16 protein-coding genes are annotated in these 12,364 nt (G+C 58.2%); 8 read left to right on the top strand and 8 right to left on the bottom strand.

Translation table 11 applies throughout. The features are described from left to right. The first annotated feature begins 113 nt into the window (after positions 1-113). Positions 114-1,382: an IS256 family transposase gene (locus ABD53_RS09330; protein WP_084709474.1), complete on the top strand. Its 1,269-nt coding sequence runs from the start codon at positions 114-116 to the stop codon at positions 1,380-1,382. 36 nt (positions 1,383-1,418) lie between these two features. Here ABD53_RS09330 and ABD53_RS09325 read toward each other — a convergent pair. Then, positions 1,419-2,312: MMPL family transporter (locus ABD53_RS09325; RefSeq protein ID WP_235401489.1), on the bottom strand; the 894-nt coding region annotated here is incomplete at its 3' end. A gap of 213 nt (positions 2,313-2,525) precedes the next feature. Beyond that, entirely contained in the window at positions 2,526-2,903 is a 378-nt protein-coding gene (locus ABD53_RS17695; protein ID WP_084709472.1) for an ArsR/SmtB family transcription factor, read from the bottom strand. A 137-nt stretch (positions 2,904-3,040) separates the two neighbouring features. On the opposite strand from ABD53_RS17695, the gene vapB reads away from it, so the two are divergent. Genes vapB through ABD53_RS09305 form a run of 3 tightly spaced genes read left to right on the top strand, consistent with a single transcriptional unit; the run spans position 3,041 to position 4,291 of the window. After that, positions 3,041-3,277: a type II toxin-antitoxin system antitoxin VapB gene (gene vapB, locus ABD53_RS09315; RefSeq protein WP_047865498.1), complete on the top strand. Its 237-nt coding sequence runs from the start codon at positions 3,041-3,043 to the stop codon at positions 3,275-3,277. Between the two features lie 54 nt (positions 3,278-3,331). Beyond that, a complete protein-coding gene (vapC, locus tag ABD53_RS09310; RefSeq protein ID WP_047865497.1) occupies positions 3,332-3,742 on the top strand; it encodes a type II toxin-antitoxin system tRNA(fMet)-specific endonuclease VapC in 411 nt (136 codons plus the stop codon). After that, a complete protein-coding gene (locus ABD53_RS09305; protein ID WP_047865496.1) occupies positions 3,743-4,291 on the top strand; it encodes a 3'-5' exonuclease in 549 nt (182 codons plus the stop codon). A gap of 36 nt (positions 4,292-4,327) precedes the next feature. Here ABD53_RS09305 and ABD53_RS09300 read toward each other — a convergent pair whose 3' ends face one another. Genes ABD53_RS09300 through ABD53_RS09290 form a run of 3 tightly spaced genes read right to left on the bottom strand, consistent with a single transcriptional unit; the run spans position 4,328 to position 5,645 of the window. Beyond that, positions 4,328-4,924, bottom strand: coding sequence for a M48 family metallopeptidase (locus ABD53_RS09300; RefSeq protein WP_047865495.1), 597 nt, complete (start codon positions 4,922-4,924; stop codon positions 4,328-4,330). A 15-nt stretch (positions 4,925-4,939) separates the two neighbouring features. Beyond that, the gene (locus ABD53_RS09295) at positions 4,940-5,404 is read right to left on the bottom strand and encodes a PIN domain-containing protein (RefSeq protein ID WP_047865494.1); all 465 of its coding nucleotides are present in this window, start codon (positions 5,402-5,404) and stop codon (positions 4,940-4,942) included. Beyond that, positions 5,388-5,645 carry a hypothetical protein gene (locus tag ABD53_RS09290; protein ID WP_047865493.1) on the bottom strand — a complete coding sequence of 86 codons (258 nt, stop codon included), beginning with the start codon at positions 5,643-5,645 and terminating at the stop codon, positions 5,388-5,390. Before ABD53_RS09290 ends, ABD53_RS09295 begins: the two co-directional genes overlap by 17 nt. 325 nt (positions 5,646-5,970) lie before the next feature. Between ABD53_RS09290 and ABD53_RS09285 the strand changes: the two genes are divergently transcribed. From ABD53_RS09285 to ABD53_RS18000, 4 genes are all read left to right on the top strand, one after another. Then, positions 5,971-6,252, top strand: a complete 282-nt coding sequence (locus tag ABD53_RS09285) for an AbrB/MazE/SpoVT family DNA-binding domain-containing protein (RefSeq protein ID WP_047865492.1) — start codon at positions 5,971-5,973, stop codon at positions 6,250-6,252. After that, entirely contained in the window at positions 6,245-6,661 is a 417-nt protein-coding gene (locus ABD53_RS09280; protein WP_047865491.1) for a type II toxin-antitoxin system VapC family toxin, read from the top strand. The genes ABD53_RS09285 and ABD53_RS09280 overlap by 8 nt, the downstream gene beginning before the upstream one ends. A 32-nt stretch (positions 6,662-6,693) precedes the next feature. Continuing rightward, complete coding sequence (locus tag ABD53_RS09275; RefSeq protein WP_200900349.1) at positions 6,694-7,650, top strand: tyrosine-type recombinase/integrase; 957 nt, start codon at positions 6,694-6,696, stop codon at positions 7,648-7,650. 516 nt (positions 7,651-8,166) lie between these two features. Further along, complete coding sequence (locus tag ABD53_RS18000) at positions 8,167-8,853, top strand: SatD family protein (protein WP_084709471.1); 687 nt, start codon at positions 8,167-8,169, stop codon at positions 8,851-8,853. Positions 8,854-9,297: 444 nt separating this feature from the next. On the opposite strand, the gene ABD53_RS09270 is transcribed toward ABD53_RS18000, so the two are convergent. The 3 genes from ABD53_RS09270 to ABD53_RS09265 form a co-directional block, all read right to left on the bottom strand. Beyond that, complete coding sequence (locus ABD53_RS09270) at positions 9,298-9,810, bottom strand: Pycsar system effector family protein (protein WP_047865489.1); 513 nt, start codon at positions 9,808-9,810, stop codon at positions 9,298-9,300. Next, positions 9,807-10,082: an SEC-C metal-binding domain-containing protein gene (locus ABD53_RS17995; RefSeq protein ID WP_084709478.1), complete on the bottom strand. Its 276-nt coding sequence runs from the start codon at positions 10,080-10,082 to the stop codon at positions 9,807-9,809. The genes ABD53_RS09270 and ABD53_RS17995 overlap by 4 nt, the downstream gene beginning before the upstream one ends. A gap of 394 nt (positions 10,083-10,476) precedes the next feature. Continuing rightward, the gene (locus ABD53_RS09265) at positions 10,477-12,060 is read right to left on the bottom strand and encodes an adenylate/guanylate cyclase domain-containing protein (RefSeq protein ID WP_047865488.1); all 1,584 of its coding nucleotides are present in this window, start codon (positions 12,058-12,060) and stop codon (positions 10,477-10,479) included. Positions 12,061-12,364: the final 304 nt, after the last annotated feature.

The following is a 12,364-nucleotide window of genomic DNA, read 5'->3' as shown; positions in this document are numbered from 1 at the left end:
GAGGTATAAGTAGAAGTTGTGGATCGGGCGTTTGAAAGGCACGCGGTGTACCTTCCCTGTAAGCAATCAGCAAAGACCCGGCGCACGAACGCCGGTGGGAAGGATACACCGCAATGGACACACTACATCAGGACGGCGAGGACCGCGAACAGGGACTCCAAAGTCTGCTCGATCTCGACGAACTGGCTCGCCAGGGAGCACGTAGGATGCTCGCCGAAGCCCTCGAAGCGGAAGTAGCCGACTACATCGAGGCGGCCCGCGGAGAGCGCGACGAGCAGGGACATGCCCTGGTGGTGAGAAACGGCCACGCCAACGAGCGAGAGGTCGTCTGCGGAGCAGGATCGGTTGAGGTCAAGGCTCCCAGGATCAATGACAGGCGGGTGGACGAGAACGGCAATCGCCAGAGATTCAAGAGCGTGATTCTCCCACCCTATATGCGCCGCTCGCCGAAGGTTACCGAGGTACTGCCCTTGCTGTACTTGCATGGGCTTTCGAGCGGGGACTTCGTGCCCGCCCTCGAAGAGTTCTTCGGCACCGAGGCGGGGCTATCCGCCACGACGGTTACCCGATTGACCGAGCAGTGGCAGACTGAGCGCGAACACTTTATGAGACGCGACCTTTCCCCCAGAGACTACGTCTACGTCTGGGTGGACGGCATCCACACCGGCGTAAGACTCGGCGGCGATGATCGGCTGTGTTGCCTGGTTGTGGTCGGCGCTCGCCCGGACGGCTCTAAAGAGCTGGTGGCGCTGGCTGATGGCTACCGCGAGTCTACCGAGAGCTGGGCCGAGTTGCTCAGAGACCTCAAGAAACGCGGGATGAGAGCGCCCGAGCTTGCGGTAGGAGACGGGGCTTTAGGTTTCTGGAACGCCATCCGCGACGTGTTCCCACAGACTCGTCATGGCCGGGACTGGGTCCATAAAACTAGAAATGTTCTCGATGCTATGCCCAAGAGCGTCCACTCACGGGCGAAGGCGGCGATCCGTGAGATCACCGAGGCCGAGGACAAAAAGCACGCCGAGGAGGCCATCAAGGAGTTCTCGATGGAGTTTTCGGCGAAGTGGCCGAAGGCGGTACAGAAGATCGTCTCCGACAAGGAAGCCCTGCTGGCCTTCTACGATTACCCGGCCGAGCATTGGAGGCATCTGCGTACATCCAACCCGATAGAGTCGGTTTTCAGTCCGGTGCGTGCGAGGACCGACATCACAAAGGGGCCGGGCTCACGGCGGGCGGGCTTGGCGATGATCTTCAAGCTGATGGAGGCAGCCGAGGGGAGGTGGCGCAGGCTAAACGGATCTCATCTGGTGGCGCTGGTTAGGGCCGGAGCGAAGTTCAGAAACGGAGAGCTGATAGAAGGAAGCGAGGAGAAGGTCGCCGCGTGACCCGACCTCGATCCACAAGATTTGCAAATATCTCNNCGGCCGCTCCTCAGGGGTCCTCCGGCGCATCAGCTCCTCGCGGAAGCGGCTCACGATGAACAGCGCGTAGTCTATTCCAACGCCCAGCCCGATCATCGGCACCACGGTCGAGAGGAGGCTGTCGATGGTGGTAGCGTAGCTTACCGCTCCGAGCACCCCGAAGGAGAGGACCACGCCGGCCACAGCCAATACGAGCGGTAGGCTAGCCGCGACCACCGCACCCGTGGCTAGCAGAAGAATCCCGAGCGCCACGGGGACGCCGATGCTCTCGGCCCGCGCCGTGCTCGCGTTCTCCTGCTCTATGAGCTCGTCGTACAAAGGCGAGTAGCCGACCAGGTAGGCGCTCACGCGTCCGTCCGCCGCTTCCCCTACGATCTGCTGCAGCCTCGGGGCGCTCTGTTGCAGGCTGGTCTGGTTGCCGGCGAGAGTCACGGAGGCTACCGCGGTTTGCCCGTCCGCACTCACCATCCCGGTGCCATCGCCGCCGGTGGGCGGAACCACCCGTTCCACCTCCGACCGCTGCCGCAGCCTGTCGAGCACGTCCGATATCTCACCCTGGTAGGCAGGATCATCTGCGGCCAGTTCTTCCGACTGGAAGACCACGACGTCCTGCTCGTCACCGAGCTCGGGGAACTGCTCGGCTAGAATCTCCTCGGCGCGGTCGGACTCGCTGCCCGGCACGTCGAAGGTCGCCGCGGTCTGGCGCTCTACGAAATGCGGGTAGACCATCACCGATCCCGCAACCAGAAGCGCCCACACCCCTATGACGGTCCATGGTCGCCGAGCGCATGCTCGTCCCCACCGACCGAGCCACGGCTCCCCGCGACCCTGAGGAGCATCTGCGGAATAGTCCTTACGCCGCACTTTCCGCTTGCCGACTCTGCTGGGCTTCATACCCGCCTCCTTTGCCCGTGGTAGTCCAATCACATGAGCAAATGTTCATTTTATCTATAACATGAACGTACACTCATTTGAAAAGGATGTCAAGCTCCGGGTTCTCGTGGCACGAGGAGCCCGAGGCTCTCTTCGGGTGTTCGGACGTAGGTTTATGTTGTTGCCGGGAGGCAGGAGGCTTTCGGTAGTATAGGCGTCAGGCCCCTGGACGGGTTAGTCGTGGCGGATGTGTTCCACCACGACGCTAAGGAAGTCGCGGACGTGGTGGTCGGCCAGAGAGTAATAGACCGTCTTCCACTCCCTGCGGTACTTGACCAGGTTGGCGTCGCGGAGGGTACGGAGCTGATGGGAGACGGCAGACTGGCCCATCTCGAGGGTCTGTTGGAGTTCGCTTACCGAGAGCTCTTTTTCTAGCAGAGCACAGAGTATGCGCATCCGGGTACGGTCACCTACGACCTTCAGGAGGTCGCTGGCCTCCTGGATCTCGTGCGAGGCGGGCGCGGTATGCGGCTCGGGTTTCGCGTCCTCGGGGTTCCCGGCGGCTTCTATGTCCGGAGAGTCGCCTGTGCGGTCCCGACCTACATTCTCCATGATGATCTATTGTACAGCGGTCAAGTCCGTGCAGTAGTGGGGACTTTGGTCCGAGTTCGCCGCGCACCAGCAAAAAACGTCGAAAAAACTGGGAGTGTTGGTATACACTAATAATATATACCATTAGGAGGTTCGGCGTGGACACAGCCCGGCTCTTCAAGAGTGGCCGCAGCCAGGCGGTAAGGTTGCCAAAGGAGTTCCGCTTCGAGGGGGAGGAGGTCTTCATCAAGAAGGTGGGGGAGGCGGTCGTGCTGCTTCCACGTGAGGACTCGTGGCGTACGCTCTACGATAGCCTGGGAGAGTTCTCGGAAGATTTTATGCAAGAGAGGGGTCAGCCGCCACAGCAGCAGGACCGTGAGCCGCTGTTCGGTTGATGCTGAGTGATGGTCTAGGTTGAATGAGCTGTATAGTAGGGTGGGCCGCCTATCATGCGACTGAGCCACCTCCTGGATACGAATATGTGCATATACTTGATACGCCAGCGCCCGGCGGGTGCTCTGCACAGGTTCGACGAGTTCGAGGTCGGCGAGATCGGGGTTTCGGTCATCACGGTCTCGGAGCTTCGCTACGGCGCCGAGAAGAGCTCGCGCCCCGAACAAAATACGCAAGCGCTGGAACGGTTCCTCCTGCCTATAGAGATTATGGACTTTAGCGCGGAGGTCACTAAAGAATACGGTCTCATCCGGTCGGCTCTGGAGAGAATGGGAACACCGATTGGACCGCTCGATACCTTGATCGCCGCGCACGCCCGGAGCCTCGACGCGACTCTCGTGACCAACAACACCCGCGAGTTTGAGCGTGTGTCCGGACTGAGGCTAGAAGACTGGACGATACCTTAGATGGATAGTCTGGGTGAGAAGAAGGCGTCCCGCTGGGCCAGAGAGCTACTCTCCGGCAAGGAGTTCGTGGTGCTCGACTCCGAGACCACGGGCCTAAAAAGTCCGGTAGGTTTCGTCGAGGTAGCAGTAGCAGACCCTGAAGGCGAGCCTCTAATAAACACCACCATCCGGCCGAAGCCGCCAATAGAGCCCGGCGCCGCAAAGGTCCACGGCTACACCAAAGAGACTCTTGCTGACTCACCAAGCTTCAAAGACATCTACCCTGACATCCTGGACGCGATCAAAGGCAGGCGAGTTGTCGTATATAACGCCCGTTACTACCGCAGGGTGTTCGACACGGAGATAGGCATGCTCGGAGCCCGAGGAATGCTCTCGGGTAGATACCTACCTGCCTGGGAGTGCGCCATGGGTTGGTATAGCCAGTATGTTGGGGAGCCCGGCAAGCGCGGCGGCTATAAAAGTCAGAAACTGCCGGGCGGAGATCACTCGGCACTCGGAGACTGTAGAGCTACACTAAAGGTGCTTGAAGCAATATCTAGCAACCAGTAATAACGGCCGGATAGAGCGCGAAAGAACGCTACGTAGTCACGTGTCTACCCTCGGGCCCTCGGCTCCAGTAAGCTGGGCCAGCTCCGCCCAAGACATGTTCTCCCATTGCGTGGCCAACCATCCAACGCCTTCCAGGAAGGCCATAGCCCGCCCGGTCTCCGGGCATACGCTATGGAGCAGCTCCCAGAAAGCGGGGGAGTGATCGGGGTGGATGGCGTGGGCGAGCTCGTGGGCGACTACCGCTTCCAGCACCCACCGGGGCATCTTGCGCAGGGCAGCGTTCAGGCGGACCGTATTCGTTTTCTGGCTGTAGCTGCCCCAGCGTGTCCGTTGGTTGGTGACGAAGAGAGACCTCTCGATCTGTGGCGGTTGCGGGAAACGGCCAGCCACCTTGGAAGCCAGGGCGAGCGCTTCCTCCTCGTTGTTTGCGCGCCTTGCTTGCTCTCGGCGTAGCAGCTTGCGGGCAAGATCTGCGACTATAGTCTCCATACGCTCCGAAGACATACTCGGCGGGGCGCTGATATAGAGTGTGGAGCCGCGAAGCCGGGCGTTGACGTTCTTCACGCGCTTTCGCTCTACCGCCAGGGTGAGCGTGACGTCATCTACGGTTATCTGCTGCGGTAGGTCAGGCATATGATCGGTCTAGGACTACGGGGTCGAAAAAGGGTTCTCCGTCCTGATGCCATCGTAGGACTGTCCGGTGTTCAGGTCCTCCGTGTAGAGGACGGTGCAACCCAAAGAGGCGGCGCTGCGCAAGATCATGCCGTCCCAGAAAGAGAGCGAGAGACGCTCGTGCAGGTCTATGGCCTCGACCACATCCCGGGCGGATGGGGAATGCATCTTCCAGTGTCCGAGGTCGGAGACTATCTCCTTGGCCTGTGCGGTGGAGAGAGGCTTTGGGATCTTGCGGGTGACATTCACGAAGAACTCCTGCAGGACCTGCACGCTGATGCACCCAGTCCGCGTCCGCCACAGCTCCTCGACCATCTTCCGGGCACGCTCATGCTTCTCCCCGGCGCTCAGGTCGTAGGCGTAGACCAGCACGTTAGTATCCACGAACACCCGCTGCTCGGTTACGGCTGAGGCACCCTCTATATTAGACACCGCGCTCATGCAGCTCCTCACGCGAGACGGATATGTCTCCGATCGTGCCGAGGTCGAATCCTTCAGAAAGCAGCGCCAGGCTCCTTTGCTCGGCCTGCCGGTAGCCGTGCTCGGACTCCACGAGCTCCTCGAGCATGTCAGAGAGCATCGCCGATACCGAGGTGCCGCGCTCGGCCGCGATGATTCGGGCCTGCCGTACCAGCCCCGAAGGCACCGAGACCGTGACGTTCTGTCTCTCCGTCTTCTCCATACGACCAACCTCCCCACGCGTTAATTGGTGCTACACCTCTGAAGTATTCCACAAATGGATATACATCACAAAAAATGTAATGCACTTAAAACAAGTTTACACGTAATTTGGTGTCTTGAAATCGTGCGGAACAGCCGCTTTTTGAATACACGATAAGATACCTTATTGTGCATTCGTAAATCTTGCAGGGTGCAATAACTAATTTACTCCTCAATATTCGTTTTGAGGATCGTTTAGGATTCGCGGACCTCATTATCTCCAGTTAGGACCAGTAGAACAAAAAGTGCACCTTGCTCCTTAAATGTAAAACCGCTAATATAAGGTCATGGATGAGATCAAGACCACTATAGGACGCGGTGGGCGTTTGAATATACCTGCGGAGCACCGGAGGTCTCTGGGACTCTCCGAGGGTGATGAGGTGCTTGTTGGCCTAGAGAGCGGCGCAATCACCATCCAGTCGCGCGAGGCTGCTATAGATCGCGTGCAGCGAATGGTGCGCGAGAAGGTCGGCGAGGGCCGTAATCTGTCTGGGGAGCTTATCACCGAGCGTAGGGAAGAAGAACGACGCGAGAGCGCTGCGGAGACCGGTAAAACCGATAATGGCTGAGGCCGCCGGTGGGTCCCGGAGCGCCGGGAACTCTGTGGTCCTGGATGCATCGGCGGTGCTCGCTCTACTCTACGGCGAGCCGGGTCAGGATGAGATCCGCGAGAGGATACGCGGCGCCGAGGTCAGGATTGGGGCGGTGAACGTCTCTGAGGTCTCAGCGAAGCTCGCTGAGGCCGGGTTTAGCCGGTCGGAGTGCCGGCAGGCCGTGGACGCCCTGGCCCCGACAGTACATCCCTTTGATGAGGAGCTGGCTCACGTGGCTGGAGAGATGAGGCCCGCGACGAAGGACCGGGGGTTGTCTCTTGGAGACAGGGCTTGCCTTGCTCTGGCAAATTCTTTAGGAGTGGCGGCGCTAACCACCGATGGCGTCTGGGATGGACTTGAGGGTGCGGAAGTGATCCGGAGGTAGCTGGATAATGTCGTTGGCAGGAGGCAGGGATCATGAGCGAGCATGACCCGGGGAGAGCACCGGTGCCAGCCTCGTACGAGCCCAGAGGGGCTGTCATCTCCATGCCGGATACGAGAGTTCCAACAGGTCCGTCCGGCGCCCAGACTGACGAACGGCTCGTGGAGCTCTGGCTGCACGGGAAATCCCAGACCACTCGGAAGGCTTACGAGGGTGATCTCGCAAAGCTATTCGACTTTACCGGCGGTAAGCCTCTCGCTTCCGTCACGCTTGCTGATCTCCAAGAGTTCTCCGACCTTCTAGACGAAGCCGTAGCGCCAGCGACCCACGCCAGGACCATCGCCGCTTTGAAGTCCCTGTTCTCGTTCGCCCACGACGTGGGCTACCTTCAGTTCGAGGTCACCAAGCCTCTAAAGGTGCCGCCTCGCAAGGATGATCTCGCAGAGAAGCTCTTATCGGTCTCCGAGGTCCACGACATGATCGCCGCCGCGAAACGGCGCTCTAAAAGAGACGGCGCCATGCTCAAGCTAATGTACGCCGCCGGTCTCAGGAGCGCCGAAGCTACTGGTCTGAAGTGGCGAGACGTCTCTGATCGGGACGAATTGGAGTTCGGCCGGGGCCAGATCACGATCTTCGGCAAGGGCGGAAAGACCCGGAACGTGCTCTTGCCCGTGAGCATCCACCGGGAAGTGTCCGCGCTCCGTCAGGGACGGGCGCCAGAAGATCCCGTGTTCCGTAGCCGCAAGAAGGGCGGACATCTAGACGGATCTCAGGTCCGGAGGATAGTAGCCAGAGCCGGCAAGGATGCGGGACTGGAGGTAGAGGTAAGCCCACACGACCTAAGACACGCCCACGCCTCACACTCCTCAGATAGCGGCGCCCCGCTCCACCTGGTCAGGGCCACACTCGGACACTCCTCAATAGCTACCACAGGCCGCTACCTGCACGCCCGCCCTACCGAGTCCTCGGCAACCTACCTCGGGTTCTCCTGAATGAGAGCGCCAGTAAGCGAGATCGAGGGCGGCTTTTGGCAGGATTTTCGGGGTACTACACCCTTACTCCACCTCTCCGAGGCGCTCACAGGGCAATCTGAGAGGAGCTATTTAGCGTTATATGTCTATTGAGGCACTGTAGAAGTGAGTATGGTATTCCCAAACGTCGAGTGAGTTGGTGCCTCTCGCCGGTTTTGTGACAGTCATGTGTAGATGGGTTAGTCTGTCTGGACCATAGGAGGAGCGTGCCAAGAGAGTCCGCTAGCCACGTGCACGTGCCCTACTTCGAGAGCGAGAGCAGCGGCTCTGGATAGGCGTGAGTCCTGAGAGCCCCGATCGAGATAGCTAGAGCCGCTTGGTGGGTTGGTAGGGCCCATGAATGACTAGGAAGACCTATCGGAGAAGACCATACTAGTGAAGGCGATCAAGCCACTCTGTACAAATGCACCGGAATGGTTTACAGGTCTTGTGACTTGTAAACCATAAAACAAGCCGTGGGGATTGTAAGCAGCCCCAATGCACACTAGACTTACCTGTATGAACGGTAAATACTTCGCACTCGTTGGCGATCTTGTAGGATCAAGGAAGCAACCTAGTCGCTCGAATCTAGCTGAACAAGTTGAGTATGTGCTACACACGGTCAACCATCACTTCAGGCCAGTCTTTATAGCCCCACTAGAGACAACAAGAGGTCTTGATGAAGTGTCGGCTCTCCTACATGAGCCAGATCGTGCGTTCGATATCGTCTACTTTGTAAATTTGTTATTGTGGCCTGCTATGTTCCGTTTCGGCCTAGGTAACGGAACTATCGACGTATGGGGCAGCAGTGGACGAGCCTCAGACATGGACGGCCCTGCTTTTCACTACGCCGCTGATGCTTTAGATCGTGGTTCTCATGAGGATATACTTTTCTCTGTTAACCTCCATCTATCTCGGACTTATACTGAGCACCTGATAGAAGCTTCAGGAATGCTATCTCAGGCTGTCATGCGCGACTGGACTCCAAAGATTGCTCGTGCAATTAGAGAGTACCGTCCACTCAATGGTGCGAGCCCGACTCAGAAGCAAGTTGCTGCCCAAATTGGTCAGAGTCAGCAAGCTCTTTCACAAGCCATAAGATCAGGACACCTCAGTGAGTTGACCATGGCACGGAACGCCATCCAGCACGCGCTAAGTTCATGCGCACATACGTATAGCGGATGACGGAAGTGGCTACAATAATTATCCCTCCACTAGTTGAGTCAACCAAATGCAAAATCTTGATTATTGTAGGTACCTACGTTCTTACGCTCGCCGTCAGTACGCACATAGTCACTAGGTTTGTTTCGCCTTCCGCTTCAGCGCAACCTGCACAAGGGGATGGCAATGAGCATTCAACTGTAGAACGGCGTCATTTAGGAAACATTATAGGGAAGTGCGAAAATATAATAATTGTCACCTTCATCTTCATTCAAGCAGAAACAGGTCTCGCACTTATATTTGCTGCGAAGGCTTTGGTCCGCCGAGAGGAAATTGCGCGAGATCCAGGATATTTTCTCGGGGGTACACTATTGAACTTCGTCTGGTCCCTAAGCGTCGCAACAATTGCGCGCACACTGATTGCCGGCCTACAGTGAGGAACTGTTTAACGCACGTTGAGAGAACCGTTTACACGGGTGGTGGAAATACTCCAAACAGGTACAGGGCGCTCGCCCACGGCAATATGGCGGCTAGCAGGCAGCGGTAAGCTCGCTGCAGTTCTTTGAACTTGCTATCCAATATTTCGGAGTTACGATGCACCTGCTCCAACACGTCATCCAGATGATCATCTGCATCGCATCCCCGGAATCTCTGCCTGAAGTTTGCCAACTCTTCACCGGCGATGGAGCCAAAGTAAATTAGCGATGCCCCTGGTCCCCGCGTGCGAGGGTACGTCCCACGATAGATGAAGATGAGGCTCGCCACTAACAACAATACAGACACAACGGCGAGAATGATGGAGATTACGGGCACCGATGCACTCGCCGGAGCGGATGTTGCAAGGAAACCTAGCATACCGGTGTCCACCCCTAGAATGATAGAAAACTTCGTGTCGGAGCGACCAACCCAATCGAAGAGCCTATCAAGCCTCCTCTCGGCGGCCTCTAGCTGTTCCTGTTTAGTTATCTGGGTCTCGCTCATACTTCTCCTCTACCGCTAAGCGCGAGAAGGAGGACGTTGCGACCGACACGGCTCTCAATCTCTTCAACCCGCGATAGGCAACACTTCTTATACTTCGCGCCGCTTCCGCATGGGCAGTAAACATTGCGGCCCAAGTTGGAGGTGCCGGCTAAAACTGGAGAAAGGGCTGAGAGCAAGCTTTCATCGTCGCCTAGTAGCTCACGTACGTAATCCCTGTAGCCTTGTATCCCGTGGCTTCGCTCTCCTCCGGGCCAGGGCTCGTCAGGATACATCTCGTGGATGAGCTGCCGCTCGAAAAATAGTAATGCCTCGTCCAAAAAAGGTAACAGGCAATCGGGGTCTTCGGTGTTCCACTTGGACTCGGGCCTCAGCCAGAGACAACACAGTCCGTCGGGTAGCATGTGCCGGTCGGGTTCGCGAGGAAACCTGCCCCCGGTCTCGTAAATCCTGGGCTCTCGGTCAGGGTAGTCTTCCGGAAACTTGACGCAAACACGGAATCTCTTCGGTACGCCCGATTCGGTACGGAGCGTCATAGTTCCTTGAAGCTGCACCCGCCCGGAGTAATCGTCTACGTGATAGTTTAACTCCGGGTAGTGCTCGTGGACGAGGGCTCTGTCGCGAGCGAGCCGGAGACCCCCATCACGCTCGTACCAGGGCCTCCTGCGGCTAATCGCGGCCGTAGTAAGAGGGCGAAGGCTTGATCTCCCTGGCATCTTTCTCCTCCCTCCCCTTCTTCTTGGCCCACGCCGCTGTAGCGGCTCCAGCGACCAAGGCCCCTGCTATCCCGGTCGTGACCCGGGCTGTTTTACTACTCTCGTAGTCTCTTTTTCTCTTCGCGAGATCCAGCGTTTCCATGGTCAACCCGTACGCTACGTAGCACCGGGCACCAGAGTCGTACGAGAAGTGCTCGCCGAGATTAGCAGGCAGGGCCTTGTAGGTATTGGAGGTGATGGCGATCCGGCCGCCTTTGATCCGTTCTTCGAGTTCCGAGGCGTTCTCTACGGGCATGCCAACGCAGATCCTGTCCCGATGTCCCCTGGTTCCCAGCTTGGAGACCAGGGTAGTTCCTAGGTCGACACCAACCGCCAGATCAAGGTCACCCGCCTCGGGTAGTAACTCCTTGATTGCGTGCTCCATAGAGGACTGCAGCCCCACGGCCGCCTCGATCGCCTCCGCTGCGACTCCTTCCTGGTCATCTTCAGGGAGGTGGAAGAGCGCCTGTATCCGGTCGCCCTGAAACTGGATCCGAAGCCCTTCATAGTCGCCCTTCACGACAGCCGCGAGCTCCCTACGGATGACGTGGAAGACCCGAAGAGCCTCCCCATGCTCCGCCTCCGTCTCGGCTTCTTCCACGTAAGCGGTGAAGCCTGATACGTCGGCGAATACGGAGGCCGCCAGCACTCTCTTGTTATTGTGGATGCTAAGCGAGTCAAGGTCGATGAGCTTCTTAGCCGACCCGTAGGAGATGTCCGTGAGCGGCAGCTTCTTCTTATCCTCCTTTACCCTGGCCAGGCTCTTCTCCCGGTTCCAACCGAGCTCCCTCGCGCCGAGAAGTTCGTCGAGGAGGTCCTGAGACACCGGCTTGATCCGGTACAGATCGTTCGCCACTTCGGTACAGACTTCCTTGAGGTCTTCCGGCAGGACGTCGTACATATCGCCGGTCAGCCTGTAGCGCCCGGAAGAACTCATGATCTTAGCGGCGCGGTTTGCGGCGGAGCCCAGGAACAACATCTCACGGTCACCCTTGGAGCCGTTCTTGGTACCGATGACGTCCCCGATGTCGGCCCCGCCCGCGATGGAGAATGGTTCGTAGTCTGGAAAGCAGGGGTTGAAGACATTCTCCGAGAAGTCCTTGAGCACCAGCTGCAACAGCACCGCGCGGGAGGCCAGCTCCTGGCCGTCGTCGATGGGCCGATAGAATAGGGCGTGTAGCTTTGGGCCCTGAAAGTGCACCCGGAGGCCGCCGAATAGCTCGTCCCGCTCCACTATCCGCGATACCTCGCGCTGGTATATATGGAGGCTGCGGACGAGGCGCTTGTAGTCGTCCTTGGAATAGGTGTCGTCCGATGCCAGGGCTGCGAAGTTGGAGACCCCGAGGTAGACGTGGGCCCCATAAATCTCCCGGCAAACGGTCTCCGAAAGCAGACTTTCGAGGTCCGCCTCGCGTTTGAGCTTCTGGACCTCTATCTCGCCCATGTTGTCGAGGTGGCGCTGGATCCGCTCTATGCTCTGGTCGTAGTCCCAACCCATCTTCCGTATCCTTCCTGTCTCTGCCGAGAACCTGGCGTTCTCTAGCCTGTATCAGTGCCGGGTTAAAGCGAGACCATGCCCGGTTCGGTACGCAATCGTTGCTAGGGTAGGCCACCCGCAGTGCACGCGGTCGTAATGGCTAGACGGTCCCGTCCCGTTTTCGACATGGCTTGCAGGAAGGAGCGATACCGGTTAGGCTAACGCCTTATCCAAACTGTCCGGGTGCAACCAACCTGCCTGGATTATCCGAGGGGTTTCGAGTTACCGCTCGAAACCCCTTTTTCTTTTGAATATCCTCTGTGCT

It is taken from the genome of Rubrobacter aplysinae (assembly GCF_001029505.1).
Taxonomy (GTDB): Bacteria; Actinomycetota; Rubrobacteria; order Rubrobacterales; family Rubrobacteraceae; genus Rubrobacter_A; species Rubrobacter_A aplysinae.
This window is presented reverse-complemented; position numbering and strand designations above follow the sequence as displayed.